General features: G+C 52.7%; 13 protein-coding genes and 1 riboswitch. Of the genes, 9 read left to right on the forward strand and 4 right to left on the reverse strand.

The genetic code is table 11. The features are described from left to right. Positions 1 to 41: 41 nt before the first annotated feature. The 4 genes from argC to oxyR all read left to right on the forward strand — a co-directional run bounded on the left by argC (position 42) and on the right by oxyR (position 4,600). A complete protein-coding gene (gene argC / locus HB631_RS17890; protein WP_213992534.1) occupies positions 42 to 1,049 on the forward strand; it encodes an N-acetyl-gamma-glutamyl-phosphate reductase in 1,008 nt (335 codons plus the stop codon). A gap of 25 nt (positions 1,050 to 1,074) precedes the next feature. Further along, positions 1,075 to 1,848, forward strand: a complete 774-nt coding sequence (gene argB, locus HB631_RS17895; RefSeq protein WP_213992535.1) for an acetylglutamate kinase — start codon at positions 1,075 to 1,077, stop codon at positions 1,846 to 1,848. Between the two features lie 159 nt (positions 1,849 to 2,007). Beyond that, on the forward strand, positions 2,008 to 3,387 hold the full coding sequence (gene argH, locus HB631_RS17900) for an argininosuccinate lyase (protein ID WP_213992536.1): 1,380 nt from the start codon (positions 2,008 to 2,010) through the stop codon (positions 3,385 to 3,387). 292 nt (positions 3,388 to 3,679) lie between these two features. After that, a complete protein-coding gene (gene oxyR / locus HB631_RS17905) occupies positions 3,680 to 4,600 on the forward strand; it encodes a DNA-binding transcriptional regulator OxyR (RefSeq protein ID WP_213992537.1) in 921 nt (306 codons plus the stop codon). Here oxyR and sthA read toward each other — a convergent pair. Further along, positions 4,583 to 5,983: a Si-specific NAD(P)(+) transhydrogenase gene (sthA, locus tag HB631_RS17910; protein ID WP_213992538.1), complete on the reverse strand. Its 1,401-nt coding sequence runs from the start codon at positions 5,981 to 5,983 to the stop codon at positions 4,583 to 4,585. The two genes, oxyR and sthA, sit on opposite strands and share 18 nt — an antisense overlap. A 207-nt stretch (positions 5,984 to 6,190) precedes the next feature. On the opposite strand from sthA, the gene fabR reads away from it, so the two are divergent. The 3 genes from fabR (at position 6,191) to HB631_RS17925 (ending at position 7,943) form a co-directional block, all read left to right on the forward strand. Further along, positions 6,191 to 6,835, forward strand: a complete 645-nt coding sequence (gene fabR / locus HB631_RS17915) for an HTH-type transcriptional repressor FabR (protein WP_213992539.1) — start codon at positions 6,191 to 6,193, stop codon at positions 6,833 to 6,835. Between the two features lie 5 nt (positions 6,836 to 6,840). Continuing rightward, positions 6,841 to 7,212: a YijD family membrane protein gene (locus HB631_RS17920; RefSeq protein WP_213992540.1), complete on the forward strand. Its 372-nt coding sequence runs from the start codon at positions 6,841 to 6,843 to the stop codon at positions 7,210 to 7,212. A gap of 260 nt (positions 7,213 to 7,472) precedes the next feature. After that, entirely contained in the window at positions 7,473 to 7,943 is a 471-nt protein-coding gene (locus HB631_RS17925) for a hypothetical protein (RefSeq protein WP_213992541.1), read from the forward strand. 135 nt (positions 7,944 to 8,078) lie between these two features. On the opposite strand, the gene HB631_RS17930 is transcribed toward HB631_RS17925, so the two are convergent. From HB631_RS17930 to trmA, 3 genes are all read right to left on the reverse strand, one after another. After that, a complete protein-coding gene (locus tag HB631_RS17930; protein WP_213992542.1) occupies positions 8,079 to 8,915 on the reverse strand; it encodes an NADPH-dependent oxidoreductase in 837 nt (278 codons plus the stop codon). Between the two features lie 372 nt (positions 8,916 to 9,287). Further along, positions 9,288 to 10,616, reverse strand: coding sequence for an MFS transporter (locus tag HB631_RS17935; RefSeq protein ID WP_213992543.1), 1,329 nt, complete (start codon positions 10,614 to 10,616; stop codon positions 9,288 to 9,290). Between the two features lie 387 nt (positions 10,617 to 11,003). Next, on the reverse strand, positions 11,004 to 12,110 hold the full coding sequence (trmA, locus tag HB631_RS17940) for a tRNA (uridine(54)-C5)-methyltransferase TrmA (RefSeq protein WP_213992550.1): 1,107 nt from the start codon (positions 12,108 to 12,110) through the stop codon (positions 11,004 to 11,006). A 132-nt stretch (positions 12,111 to 12,242) separates the two neighbouring features. Further along, a riboswitch (cobalamin riboswitch) is annotated at positions 12,243 to 12,433 on the forward strand. A 72-nt stretch (positions 12,434 to 12,505) separates the two neighbouring features. On the opposite strand from trmA, the gene btuB reads away from it, so the two are divergent. Both btuB and murI read left to right on the forward strand, forming a co-directional pair. Next, positions 12,506 to 14,383, forward strand: coding sequence for a TonB-dependent vitamin B12 receptor BtuB (gene btuB, locus HB631_RS17945; RefSeq protein ID WP_213992551.1), 1,878 nt, complete (start codon positions 12,506 to 12,508; stop codon positions 14,381 to 14,383). Next, entirely contained in the window at positions 14,328 to 15,203 is an 876-nt protein-coding gene (gene murI / locus HB631_RS17950; protein ID WP_213992544.1) for a glutamate racemase, read from the forward strand. The genes btuB and murI overlap by 56 nt, the downstream gene beginning before the upstream one ends. The last annotated feature ends 120 nt before the right edge of the window (positions 15,204 to 15,323 follow it).

The raw sequence follows: 15,323 nt of genomic DNA on the forward strand, positions 1-15,323 counted from the left end.
ATTATCGTTGTTAACATTGATTAAGAAGGTGAACATAAGTCATGCTGAATACGCTGATTGTCGGTGCCAGCGGTTATGCCGGAGCTGAGCTTGCGGCCTATGTGAATCGCCACCCGCAGATGAACATAGCCGCTTTGGCGGTTTCAGCGCAAAGTGCGGATGCGGGAAAACGTCTGTCCGATATTCATCCCCAACTCAAAGGTATCGTTGATTTGCCGCTGCAGCCCCTGGGGGATGACGTGAGCGAATTGGCGAAAACCGTGGATGTGGTGTTTCTCGCCACCGCCCATGAAGTCAGCCATGATCTGGCGCCGGCATTCCTGGCCGCCGGCTGTGTGGTTTTTGATCTGTCCGGGGCTTATCGGGTGAACCAGGCGGAATTTTACAGCCGTTATTATGGTTTTGAGCATCAGCATGCCGATTGGCTGGCGAAGGCGGTTTACGGCCTGGCGGAATGGCAGGGCGAAGCGTTGAAACACGCACAGCTGATTGCCGTCCCGGGCTGTTATCCCACCGCGTCGCAGTTGGCGCTTAAACCTTTGGTGGACGACGGCCTGCTCAACGACGGGCAATGGCCGGTTATCAATGCCGTCAGCGGCGTAAGCGGCGCGGGGCGCAAGGCGTCATTGGCGAGCAGCTTTTGCGAAGTCAGTTTACAACCCTACGGGATTTTCACTCATCGCCATCAGCCGGAAATCGCCGCTCATCTGGGGATCCCGGTAATCTTTACACCCCATCTCGGCAACTTCGCCCGGGGTATCCTGGCCACCATCACCTGTCGGCTGAAGACCGGCGTCACGGCACAAGATGTGGCCGAATGCTATCACAACGCCTATCAGGATAAACCGCTGGTGCGGCTGTATGATAAAGGTGTGCCGGCGCTGAAAGCCGTGGTGGGGCTACCGTTTTGCGACATCGGTTTTGCGATGCAGGGCGAACATCTGATCGTCGTGGCCACAGAAGACAATTTATTAAAGGGAGCGGCGGCGCAGGCGGTTCAGTGCGCTAATATCCGGTTTGGTTTCGCACAAACCCTGGGGCTGCTTTAACGGCAAACAACGAGGCACAAAAACAATGAATCCGTTAATTGTAAAATTAGGCGGCGTATTGCTGGACAGTGAAGAAGCCCTGGAACGGCTGTTCAGCGCGCTGGACAGTTATCGCGCTCAGCACCAGCGCCCGCTGGTGATCGTCCACGGCGGCGGCTGCCTGGTGGATGAGCTGATGAAAAAACTGGCATTACCGGTGATCAAAATTGATGGTCTTCGGGTAACTCCGGCGGATCAGATCGACATTATCACCGGCGCGCTGGCCGGCACGGCGAACAAAACCCTGCTGTCCTGGGCCAAGAAACATGCTATTCCGGCGGTGGGATTATGCCTGGGCGACGGCGATAGCGTTAAAGTGACTCCTTTGGATGCCAAACTGGGCCATGTGGGCAAAGCGCAGCCGGGGTCACCCGCGTTATTGAACTCGTTACTGAGCGCCGGCTATTTGCCGATAGTGAGTTCCATCGGTATCACCGACGGGGGCGAACTGATGAACGTCAACGCCGACCAGGCCGCCACCGCCTTGGCGGAGACCCTGGGCGCCGATCTGATTCTGTTGTCCGACGTCAGCGGCATCCTGGACGGTAAAGGACGGCGTATCGCGGAAATGACCGCGCATAAAGCCGAGCAGCTGATTGCCCAGGGGATTATTACCGAAGGCATGATCGTAAAAGTCAATGCGGCGCTGGATGCTGCGCGCACGCTGGGCCGACCGGTGGATATCGCCAGCTGGCGCCATGCCGACCAGCTCCCGGCACTCTTTAACGGCGTCGCCATCGGTACCCGTATTCTGGCCTGATGTTTTCAAAAAATAGAATACCCAAAAGCTTTCAAGCTGCGTCAAGGCGGCGAGTCCGTGAACACCCAGGAGCTTAGATAACTAAGTGACTGGGGTAAACGGGTGCAGCCAACACAGCTGCAACTTGAAAGATGACGGGTATAGCGAAGGGAGTAAGATATGGCACTTTGGGGTGGACGGTTCAGTCAGGCGGCGGATCAACGCTTTAAACTTTTTAACGACTCGCTGCGGTTTGATTTCCGGCTGGCTGAGCAGGATCTTATCGGTTCGGTGGCCTGGTCCAAAGCGCTGGTGACCGTCGGTGTGCTGACCACCGACGAACAGCGCCGTTTGGAAGAAGCCTTGGCGTATATCCTGGAGGAAGTTCGCGCCACGCCGGAAGCTATCCTCTCCAGCGATGCGGAAGACATTCACAGCTGGGTGGAACAACGGCTGATCGATAAAGTAGGGGATTTGGGTAAAAAACTGCATACCGGACGCAGCCGCAATGATCAGGTGGCTACCGATCTGAAACTGTGGTGCAAAATGCAGGTGCCTGAACTGATTTCCGCCGTTCGCCAACTGCAGCAGGCCTTGATTGTTACCGCCCAAGCCACGCAAGATGCCGTCATGCCCGGTTATACCCATTTGCAACGAGCCCAGCCGATAACCTTTGCCCATTGGTGCCTGGCGTATACCGAAATGCTGGCGCGTGACGAAAGCCGTCTGCAGGATACCCTGAAACGCCTTGATGTCAGTCCCCTGGGTTCCGGCGCGCTGGCCGGCACCGCTTATGCCATCGATCGCGAACAGCTGGCGGATTGGCTGGGGTTCGCCTCGGCGACCCGCAATAGCCTGGACAGCGTTTCAGACCGCGATCACGTGCTGGAGCTTTTGTCGGATGCCGCCATCAGCATGGTCCATCTCTCGCGTTTTGCGGAAGACCTGATTTTCTTCAACTCCGGCGAGTCGGCGTTTATCGAATTATCGGATCGTGTCACTTCCGGCTCTTCGCTGATGCCGCAAAAGAAAAATCCGGACGCGCTGGAGCTGATTCGGGGAAAATGCGGCCGGGTACAAGGCGCGCTCACCGGCATGTTGATGACCCTGAAAGGATTGCCGCTGGCCTATAACAAGGATATGCAGGAAGACAAAGAAGGCTTGTTCGATGCCATGGATACCTGGCTGGACTGCCTGCACATGGCGGCACTGGTATTGGATGGCCTGCAGGTCAGGCGTGAACGCTGCCGGGAAGCGGCCCAGCAGGGTTACGCCAATGCCACCGAACTGGCGGATTACCTGGTCGCCAAGGGCGTGCCTTTCCGTGAAGCCCACCATATCGTCGGTGAAGCGGTGGTGGAAGCGATTAAAAAGGCCATTCCTCTGGAAAATATGCCGCTGGCGTCATTGCAGGCATTCAGTTCGGTAATTTCTGAAGATGTCTATGCGGCGCTTTCGCTGCAGTCCTGTTTGGATAAACGCTCGGCACAAGGCGGCGTGTCTCCCCGGCAGGTATCCTTCGCCATTGACGAAGCGCAAAAGCGCCTCGATTCCCTATAAAAATCTCTCCAATCAGCCGTAAATAGCGGGCGTAAGCCCGCTCAAACAAACTCATGCCGGCTGCGGCAGGCAGGATTCCAGCTCTTCGCCGCCGCCGAGATGACGTCCGCCGATAAAGACCCGCGGCACGATTTTACCTTCGCGGGCATTTATCATAGAAATCCCTTACTAAAAAGAGCAAACAGCATGTCATACTGCGTTGGGGATAATATTGATATTAACTATTGATAGGTATAATCGTTGATTGCTATCCTATCTATCGACGCGAACTATCGCGGATTGGAGGGTGTTAATGAATATTCGCGACCTTGAGTATCTGGTGGCCCTGGCTGAGCATCGTCATTTTCGACGGGCCGCCGATGCCAGCCATGTCAGCCAGCCCACCTTGAGTGGTCAGATTCGTAAGCTGGAAGATGAACTGGGCGTAATGCTGCTGGAGCGCACCAGCCGGAAAGTTCTGTTCACCCAGGCCGGACTTTTGCTGGTGGAGCAGGCCCGGACGATATTGCGCGAAGTGAAAATCCTGCGTGAGATGGCCAGTCAGCAAGGTGAGTCCATGTCCGGTCCGTTGCATATCGGTCTGATTCCGACGGTGGGACCCTATCTGTTGCCGCATATCATTCCTACGCTGCATGAGACCTTTCCCAAGCTGGAGATGTATCTGCATGAAGCGCAGACCAGCCAACTGTTACTGCAACTGGATAGCGGCAAACTCGATTGCGCAATCCTGGCATTGGTAAAAGAATCGGAAGCTTTCATCGAAGTCCCCTTGTTCGACGAGCCGCTGCAATTAGCCGTCTACGCCAGCCATCGCTGGGCTGACCGGGATCGGGTGCCGATGTCCGACTTGGCGGGGGAAAAACTGCTGATGCTGGAAGATGGCCATTGCCTGCGGGATCAGGCACTGGGATTCTGTTTCCAGGCCGGTGCCGATGAAGATACTCACTTTAGGGCCACCAGTTTGGAGACACTGCGTAACATGGTGGCCGCCGGCAGCGGCATTACCCTGCTGCCCGCGCTGGCGGTACCCAACGAACGCAAACGCGACGGCGTGTGTTATCTGCCATGCTACAAGCCGGAGCCAAAACGCACTATTGCCCTGGTATACCGTCCCGGCTCACCGCTGCGCGCACGCTATGAACAGCTGGCCGAGTCCATTCGCGATCATATGCAGGCTTATATGGGCACCAACCCGCTAAAAGAGGCGGTTTAATCCGTTCAAGGCCGCGACCCGATAAGCTTCCGCCATGGTGGGGTAGTTGAAGGTAGTATTCACGAAGTAATCGAGAGTATTGCCTTCACCCTTTTGTTCCATAATGGCCTGGCCGATATGGATGATTTCCGCCGCACGTTCGCCAAAGCAATGGATACCCAAAATTTGCTTGGTATCCCGATGAAACAGGATTTTCAGGCTACCCACGTTCATACCGACTATTTGCGCCCGCGCCAGATGTTTGAACTGTGCTCGTCCCACTTCGTAAGGAACTTTCAGCATCGTCAGCTCCTGCTCGGTTTTACCCACGGAACTTATTTCTGGAATGGTATAAATCCCGGTAGGGATATTTTCAATCAGCTGTACGTTGGCCTGTCCTTTGATAATAACCTGGGCCGCGATGCGTCCCTGATCATAGGCTGCGGATGCAAGGCTGGGATAACCGATGACGTCGCCGACGGCATAAATATGTGTTATTGCGGTCTGATACATACTATTTACTTTGATCAGGCCACGGCTATCCGCTTCCAGTCCGATATTTTCAAGCGCCAGCGAGTCGGTATTTCCGGTACGGCCGTTGGCAAAAAGCAGGCAATCGGCCCGCATCCGTTTTCCTGAGCGGAAATGGACCTCAACGCCTTGGTCAGTGCCTTCAATTTGTTCATATTCTTCATTATGGCGAATGACTACGCCGTTTTCCCAGAAATGATAAGAAAGCGCATCCGACATTTCCTGATCAAGGAAGGCAAGCAGCCGATCGCGGGTATTAATTAAATCGACTTTAACGTTTAATCCCCGAAAAATAGACGCATATTCGCAGCCGATCACCCCGGCGCCGTAAATAATCACATGCTGGGGGTCGTGTTTCAAATCCAGAATGGAATCGCTGTCATAGATGCGTGGATGATTAAAATCGACATTCTGCGGATGGTAAGGGCGGGATCCGCAGGCGATGACTATATGTGCCGCGCTGAGCATTTCCACCGAGTTATCAGGATACTGCACTTTCACCGTATGGGCGTCGACAAAACTGGCGTCACCGGTAATGATCTGGCACTGGTTGCGCTCATAGAACCCTTGCCGCATGCGTATTTGTTGTTTGATAACCATATCCGCATGATGGAGGATATCGGCGAAACTTGCCCGGGGCAGGTGGGTGCTGCCGCTGTACAGCGGGTTCTGGTTGAATTCGATAATACGGCTCACCGCTTGACGCAGCGCTTTCGACGGGATGGTGCCCCAGTGAGTACATCCGCCGCCGACGCTGTTATAGCGTTCAATCACCGCAACACGGGCGCCCTGTTTGGTTAATCCCATGGCGGCACCCTCGCCGCCGGGACCTGAGCCAATAATAATGGCATCATAATCGTATTCTGATTGCATTCGGGTCAAACCTGTCATTAAACAAATTCACAACGTTAATGTAACATTGTAGACCGAATATCCCAACGCCCGCAGGCTTTTTCTTCGACTAGTTGTTACTGGGCGCGGGGTTAGGGCGTTTTTGCGAAAATTCAGATTTTGTATCAACGCGGTTGCAACAAATTTTGATATAGTGGGTCTTTATGGGTATGAGGGCTGGATTGAATTATGGGCGTCAGAGCGCAACAAAAAGAGCGGACCCGACGTTCTCTTGTCGAAGCGGCGTTCAGCCAATTAAGCGCCGAGCGTAGTTTTGCCAGCCTGAGCCTGCGTGAAGTCGCCCGTGAGGCCGGTATCGCGCCCACGTCTTTTTATCGCCATTTCCGCGATGTGGACGAACTGGGCTTGACCATGGTGGATGAAAGCGGTCTGATGCTGCGTCAACTGATGCGCCAGGCGCGCCAACGTATTGCCAAAGGCGGCAGCGTCATTCGCACCTCGGTGGCCACCTTTATGGAATTCATTGGCAACAATCCCAATGCTTTCCGCCTGTTGCTTCGTGAACGGTCGGGCACGTCCAGCGCCTTTCGTGCCGCCGTCGCCCGTGAAATTCAGCATTTTATCGCGGAACTTGCCGATTATCTCGAAATCGAAAATCATATGCCGCGCAGTTTTACCGAAGCTCAGGCGGAAGCTATGGTCATCATTGTCTTCAATGCTGGCGCCGAAGCGCTTGATGTGGATATTAACCAGCGGCGTGAACTGGAAGAGCGCCTGGTATTACAGCTGCGTATGATTTCAAAGGGGGCCTTTTATTGGTATCGCCGGGAGCAGGAAAAGGCGACCGCCCTCTCTCTTGATGAAAGCAGGTAGGTAACATGACGAATAAACCTCTCGGCGAGAAAGGAACGCTAGCCTTGGCATTGATTGCCGGCTTATCCATTAACGGTACCTTTGCGGCCATTTTCAGTTCCATTGTGCCTTTTTCTATTTTTCCGATTATATCTCTGATTTTGTCGGTGTACTGCCTGCATTACCATTATCAAGATTGTGCCATGCCCCAAGGGTTCCCTTCCCTGGCGGCGGCGAGCTTCCTGCTGGGACTGTTGCTTTATAGCGCCATTATCCGGGCGGAATACCCGGTCATCGGTTCCAATTTTGTGCCGGCCATCCTGGCGGTGGTGCTGGTGTTCTGGATTGGACGAAAATTAAAACGTCTTGACCGGTCGGGCCGGGACCAGGATATTTAATTATCGTTACGCTTTCCATAGTTAATATATAATTAATTTTAAGCGTATATTAATTGTCAATGAGAAAACCAAAAAAAATATCATAGCATCGTGAGATTAGACCCTTTGCCTAGATTATTTAGAATTCGTTTCAACAAAAAGGCGTATTCTATATAAGATAATTTGCAACACAGTAATGATGTTACAGTCCTAAAGAATTCGAAAGACTATAATATGATTATAGTTAATATGGTTCAAGATAAATTATTGCAGGGAAAATAATGTGTATATCTTCTTCTTATAATTATAGCGACGTACAAATTATTCCCCAACAGCCGACTCATATTCACCAGCAGCCAATTCAGATTGACTGGGATGGCACTTCTCCCCGTTCCCCATCCGGGTTAGCCGCTTCGCTCAAACGTGCCGCAAATATTGCCATGTCGTGGTGTGCAATGGCGACAACTGTGGGGCTTGTAATGGGTGCTCTGGCTCTCATGGAATATCTGAGTACTTATTCATTACGCGAAATAAACAATGTCTCCTCGGAGCTAGAATCTGAACTATGGCAAGCAAAGCGGAAATATCAAAGACTCGCGCTTTGTGTGGGTGGGCATATTGGTTTAGTCAGCGGTATGCTAATTGGCGCCAAGCTTCCACCTTGCCTAGGTATCCCACATCCTTTTCAGTTAGTTCCTGTAGGCATCATAGGGTTATATATCGGCGTAATTACCGGATTTGTATTCTTGTAAACTACCTATGACAGATAGGATAAACTCATAAACGACATTTTTCACTTTAACCGAGCATCCTGAAGGCACTTATCTTACGGGCGAGAACCGCCGCCCTTACATTAGCCCGTGTTTCCTATATTTATTCTCATGCGGTTATTCCAGAGGGAATCCCAGCGCACGTAACGCAGCAGCCAGTCTATCCCGCCCCGCCATCGCCTTGAGCTCTTTGGTGCGCGCAATCACCCGATCGGTCCAATTACTGACCGACATTTCATTTCGCCGGCTGAACTCGGCCAGGTCCTGGTCGTAGATGTCCAACCGTGCCGGCTCGCCCGAAGTATCATATTGTTCCCGATGAACCACCACCGATTGGGGCAAGCGCGGTTTAACCTCGGCGGGAGCGCTGTGATCGGCATATCCCACACATAAGCCGAACACGCCTACCGCGCCGGCCGGCAAATTCAGTTCAGCGGCCACCCGCTGGGTGTCGTTGCGCAATGCGCCGATATAGACGGTTGATAATCCCAGGGATTCCGCCGCCACTACGGCATTTTGCGCCGCCAACGCCGCGTCAATGGTGGCCACCAGCAGCATTTCGAGGTAATCAATCGCCGCTAATTGCTGTTGTTTTTGTTCGCCAACGCGGCGCAGCCTGGATAAGTCCGCGACCCACACCAGAAAAAGCGGGCATTCGGTGATGTGTTTTTGCCCGGCGGCAACCGCGGACAAACGTGCTTTGCGCGCCGGGTCTGTCACGGCAATCAGCGACCAGGTTTGCAGATTGGACGACGTAGCGGCCGATTGCGCGGCGGCGGCGAGCGTTGTCAGCGTACCGTCCGGTAACGCTTTGGGCAGATATTTTCGCACTGAGCGGTGGGAAAGCAAGGCGGATAGAGTCTCGTTCCACGGCCCGCCTTCGTGCGGCAGTTCCGAGCCGTAACGAGCCGCTAACGCGGCAAGCTGTTGATCAGCGAGTGTTGAAGTCTGCATTGTCGTTACTGCTCCGGGAGAGATGACATGAGATATCTTAATGCATACTCATTTCTCTCACAGGTGTCAACGCAACGATAGAAACCAAATATTTATCTGATGCATCAACGGTAATACAGACCGTCCTTATGGCGGCGATACAGGTTTTTTTTAGCAGAAGAATGGGTAAAAGCATCAGCGGCAGGATGTTATATGTTACTCATCCAAACTGCCGCGGTGAGACTGGCCGGAAGATATGCTTTATAAAACGGAATATCAGCGGTGTATCCTCCGGCCACGGTACACCTCATACCGGCTAAACAGGATTATATTGTGCCGGCAAATAATATTTATGACAGGAATGATTTCCAGTCGAAGTATTGTTCACCTTTATCAGATTTGATTAAATTCAATGACTTTAAATCTGGGAACTAACGTTTTCATCAATCCCCAGGCAATCAGGTAAGCTAATCCGCAAAATACAAACATAATGCTATAACCCACGTTAATTTCCCCTAGCGCTTGATAATGATCGAACAGCGCGCCGGCAACCTTGGTAACCGCCACGCCGCCGAATCCTCCCGCCATGCCGCCGATACCAATCACCGAGGCAACGGCTTTGTTAGGAAACATATCGGATACGGTTGTGAATAAATTTGCAGACCATGCCTGATGGGCAGAGGCGGCAATACCAATCAGGATAACCGGCATCCAGAATCCCGCATGACCCAATGGCTGGGCGAATAAGGCGGAGAGCGGAAACACGGCAATAAACAGCATGGCCCGCATACGGGCAACATAAGGATTAAGGCCTTTTTTCATAAACATCGCCGGAAGCCAGCCACCGCCGATACTGCCCACCATGGTCATACAGTAGATGGTGGCGATAGGCAGCATCATCTGCGTCCCGCTCATCTTGTATTGCGCGCTCAGATAAGCCGGCAGCCAAAACATGAAAAACCACCACACTCCATCGGTCAAGAATTTACCGATGGCGAATGCCCAGGTTTGGCGATAGGCCAATAAGCTGAACCACGATATCTTTTCGTGCTCCTGTTCCCGGTTCTGCTGGGAGTCCGCATCCTCGGAAATGTAATTATATTCCGCTTGATTCAATTTGCCTTTAGTAAATAATTTTAATGGTAAATCGAACAATCCTTTCCAAAAGAACAAACAAATAAAGCCAATAGCACCAACAATGGCAAACGTCGATTCCCATCCCCATTGGGCGGCTAACCATGGCACGGCCAAGGGTGCGAGGATAGCACCCACATTTGCACCTGAATTAAATATGCCGGTGGCGAAAGAACGTTCTTTTTTAGGAAACCATTCGGCGACGGCTTTAATGGCACAAGGGAAGTTTCCCGATTCTCCCAACCCTAAAACCAGTCGGGCGAACATGAATCCGGCGATCGTTATCGGCACCGAAATGCTTAATGAAGACAGCATGGCGGATATCCCGCCCCCTATCTGCGCCACAAAGGCATGCAATACCGCCCCAAGAGACCAAAGGCCCAATACCCAGGAGTATCCGACCTTGCTACCGGTAAAATCGACAAACCGTCCGGCAAACAGCATCCCGATAGCATAAGTAAACTGAAATACAGCTGCAATATTCGCATAATCACTATTGCTCCAGCTGAATTCTTTGGCTAATGCCGGCTCTAACAAGCTCAGCACTTGCCGGTCAAGATAATTTATGGTTGTGCCAAAAAATAACAATGCGCATATAACCCATCGATAGTTGGTCCGTGACATCCTTCACCCCATTGTAAAAATAAAACATTATTTTATTTAATATGAAAGTATATTTTAAATTTACATTAGATTTTTGATATGATGCGTGTCACATATCGATCATGGCGACAAAAAAATTTATGTAAGCCCCACGGGGCGGGGCAGATGCGGGGGAGGGGAAATGGGGAACGCGACGGCTCTATGGAGCAATGGTCCCAAATCAACCCCGGCGGTAAGGGAGGAATACGCCAGGCGCGCCCGCATGGGGCGGCAATGGCTCGAAAACGTTGTGTGTAGCGTTAAAGGCGCAGGGAAGTGTCTGGTTTAGCCGATGGCCGGCTTCGTAAAGCGCCTAACCTCTGGGACCGGATTTTAAGGCTTTTTTGCCGTTAACAGCACGCCGCATTCCATATGTCGGGTATAAGGGAATTGATCAAACAGCGCCATCCGTTCGATGTCGTGGGTTAGGGAAAGAGTTTCCAAATTACGGCACAAAGATTCGGGATTACAGGAAATATACAGGATGCTGGGATAGGCTTGCACCAGCTTTACCGTGGCGTCATCCAGCCCGCTGCGCGGCGGGTCGACAAAAATAGTCTCGCAGCGGTAGCTCGCCAAATCGATATCTTTCAGCCGGGTAAATTCACGCACGCCCTGCATCGCCTGGGTAAATTCCTCCGCCGACATGCGAACGATTTGTACGTTGTCGATATGATTGGCGACAATATTGTACTGCGCTGCTTCCACCGAGGGCTTGGCGATTTCCGTCGCTAGCACCCGCTCGAAGTTCCGCGCCAGCGCCAGCGAAAAATTTCCATTGCCGCAATACAGTTCCAGCAAATCCCCCCGGGCGTTTTGCGTTGCCGCCAATGCCCATTCCAACATATGGATATTGACGGCGGCGTTAGGCTGGGTAAAACTGTTTTCAATCTGCCGGTAGATCAATTCCCTACCCGACACCGGCAACCTTTCATCCGCATAATCCCGATCCAGGCAAATCTTGGTCTTGGCGGCGCGCCCAATAAGATTCACCGCAAAACCCTGTGCCCGCAGCTCATCCCGCAGCGCTGTGGCGGACTCTCGCCATTCGTCGTCCAGCGGCCGATGGTAAATCAGGGTGATGACCGCTTCATCGCTCATGGTGGTGAGATAATCAAGCTGGAAAAGCTTACGCCGTAAAACCGTCGAGAGGCGCAAGGCTTGCATCATAGCGGCCATTAACCGATTCATCAGCTCGCTGCCGGCGGCAAAAAAATCGATGCGGATACGCTCTTTGGTGAGGGGGTCAAACATGATGTGGTAGAGGTCTTGCTCTTCGTGCCAAACCCTGAATTCGGCTCGCATCCGGTAATGATTTGCCGACGAACGGAATATTTCCGGCTCCGGCGCCCGGTAGGCTGCCATCATCGCATTTAGTCGGGCGGCTTTTTCAGCCAGTTGCTTTTCATAGATGTCGATAGGCAACGTTTCGGTAGTCATCATGTTTTCTCGTCGGTATGGGCCGATTTTATCGGTTTGTGGGGGATTGTAGGGGATAAACGGATGATGTCCAATGCTGTTCAATTTATAATTTCTTACCTAATGGGTGCTATAGACATAATTATCCCTTTGATTGTAGGATATTTGCCCGGTCTCTTGTGAGTTAAAAGGGAATCCAGTTCTAAGCTGGAGCTGACGCGCAGCGGTGAGGGGACGTCAGGGCGATTGCGAAAGCAGACACTGTCTATTCGACGGGAAGTTGTCGCCTGGTGTTGAATGACACATCCCAAGCCCGAAAACCTGCCGGTATTTCGTCGCAATATCCCTGTTTATCGCGTGCTATCAAACACGGAACCTGCGGCATCCTGTTTTATCTATTGGATGCTATGTCAATGTTGACTATCAAAAAAACCGTTCTGGCGGCGTTGTCCGTTACGACATTCTCTGGGTGGGCGCAGGATAACAGCGCACAAAACGGCAATGGCGATACAGAGATTGTTTCGGCGGATCGTTTTCCACAGCCGGTATCGTCAGTACTGGCGCCCACCAGCGTCGTGACCCGCGAAGATATCGACCGCGGTCAAATCAAATCGGTGGCTGAAGCGCTGAGCCGTTTACCGGGTGTGGATATCGCGCAAAACGGCGGCTTGGGGCAGCAAAGCTCGCTGTTTATCCGCGGCACCAATTCCAGTCACGCCCTGGTGCTTATCGATGGCGTGCGTTTGAATCAGGCGGGCATTTCCGGTTCGTCCGATCTCAGCCAAATTCCCATCTCGCTGGTTCAGCGCATCGAATTTATCCGCGGCCCGCGATCCGCCGTTTACGGCTCGGATGCCATCGGCGGAGTGGTGAATATCATTACCACCCGCGAAAAGCCCGGAACCACCCTGAGTGCCGGCATGGGGTCAAATGGTTACCAAAGTTACGACGGTTCCACCCAGCAGCGGCTGGGGGATAATACGGTTGCCACGGTGGCGGGAAACTACACCTATACCCGCGGATTCGATGTGAAAGCCAATTTGCCCGACCCTTATGGCGATCCGGCGCAGCCCGACCGCGACGGATTCATGAGCAAGACCCTGTTTGCTTCGCTGGATCATGCGTTCAATCAACAGTTCAGCGGCTTTGCGCGGATGTACGGCTATGACAATCGTACCGCTTATGATGGTACCTATGCCTATACCGATCCGGAGCACTACGATGCGCTGCCCGATACCCGCCAGTTATATAGCCGGACCTATGATACCGGATTACGTTTCCAGGACGGTATTTACGCATCCCAGCTCTCGTACAGTTATAGCCACACCAAAGATTATAACTATGATCCCAAATACGGCCCGTATTCGGCGTCCGCTACCCTTGACGATTCCGATCAATACAATGTGCAATGGGGCAATACCCTTCATGTCACCCACGGCTTGGTCAGCGCCGGGATGGACTGGCAAAAGCAGACCACCGAACCCGGTACTGATTACCTCACCGAAGGCTACGAGCAGCGCAATACCGGCGTTTATGCCACGACACAGCAGCTTTTTGGACCGGTAACCTTGGAAGGGGCGGTGCGAGGAGATGACAATTCGCAATTCGGCTGGCACGGCACCTGGCAAAGCAGCGCCGCCTGGGAATTTATAGAAGGCTATCGCCTGATCGGCTCTTACGGTACCGCCTATAAGGCGCCTAACCTCGGCCAGCTTTACGGTTCCTATGGCGGTAACGCCAATCTGGATCCCGAAGAGAGCAAACAATGGGAAGGCGGGGTGGAAGGATTGACCGGCCCGGTGGACTGGCGTATCTCGGCTTATCGCAACGATATAGACAATTTGATCGATTACGACACGGCTAATGACACTTACTACAATATCGGCAAAGCCCGTATCAAAGGGGTGGAATGGACCGGCTCGGTGGATACAGGTCCTTTCCGGCATCAATTAACCCTGGAGTATCTTGACCCCCGCGACGCCACCACAAACCAGATCCTGGCCCGCAGGGCCAAGCAGCAGGTCAAATACCAGTTGGATTGGCAAGTGGCGGCTATCGACTGGTCCCTTAATTACCATTACCTCGGCCAGCGTTACGACACGGATTATAATACCGGCGAACTGGTGAAGATGGGCGGCGTCAGCTTATGGGACATTGCCGCTTCTTATCCGTTAACCCCACATCTGACGGTTCGTGGTAGAATAGCCAATCTGTTTGATAAAGAGTATGAGACAGCTTATGGCTACCAGACCGCTGGACGAGAATTTTATCTCACGGGAACCTATTCCTTCTGACGGTAGCAAGACAAAACGACCCACCATTCTGATTTTCGATTCGGGGGTGGGCGGTTTATCCATTTATGATGAAGTACGGGAATTACTGCCGGATCCGCATTATATCTATGTTTTCGATAACGAAGAATTTCCCTATGGCGAAAAGCCGGAAGACTTCATTGTCGAGCGGGTGGTCAATATCGTCGCCGCCGTTCAGCAATTGCACGCGCTGGATATGGTGATAGTGGCCTGTAATACCGCCAGTACCATCTCCCTGCCCGCCTTACGTGAGCGCTTTGCTTGTCCGATTGTCGGCGTGGTGCCGGCGATCAAGCCCGCCGCCAAGCTCACCCGCAACGGCATAGTCGGCTTATTGGCCACCCGTGCCACGGTACACCGTACCTATACCCATGATTTGATCGCCAAGTTTGCCGCCGACTGCCATATCATCACGTTAGGTTCAGCCGAACTGGTGGAATTGGCGGAAGCCAAACTGCATGGCGAAACCATCGCATTGCCCGTATTGCAAAAAATTCTGCGGCCGTGGCTGCGGTTAGTGGAGCCGCCCGATACTGTGGTGCTGGGCTGTACTCATTTCCCCCTTTTGGCGGAGGAGCTCAAAGCGGTGTTGCCCGACGGCACCCGGCTGGTGGATTCAGGTTCCGCGATCGCTAAACGCGCGGCTTGGCTCATAGCTCATGAAATCACCGGCACCGGCTCGACGAGTGAAAATAAAGCCTATTGTTTAACCATGACGCCGCAATCGATGGAATTATTGCCGGTGTTGCAGCGTTACGGCTTCTTTTCGCTGGAAAAATTGCCGATGACGGCGCCTTCTTGAGTAATAATTAGTCTGTTGGTCAAAAATGTGCAATAAGCGCTTGCCACGCCTCGGGAAGTCCCTATAATGCGCCTCCACTGACCGGGATTAACCGCTGCGACGGACCGGGTCGGGAAGGGA

Origin of the sequence: Sodalis sp. dw_96 (assembly GCF_018449575.1) — a bacterium.
In the GTDB taxonomy this organism is placed as follows: domain Bacteria; phylum Pseudomonadota; class Gammaproteobacteria; order Enterobacterales; family Enterobacteriaceae; genus Acerihabitans.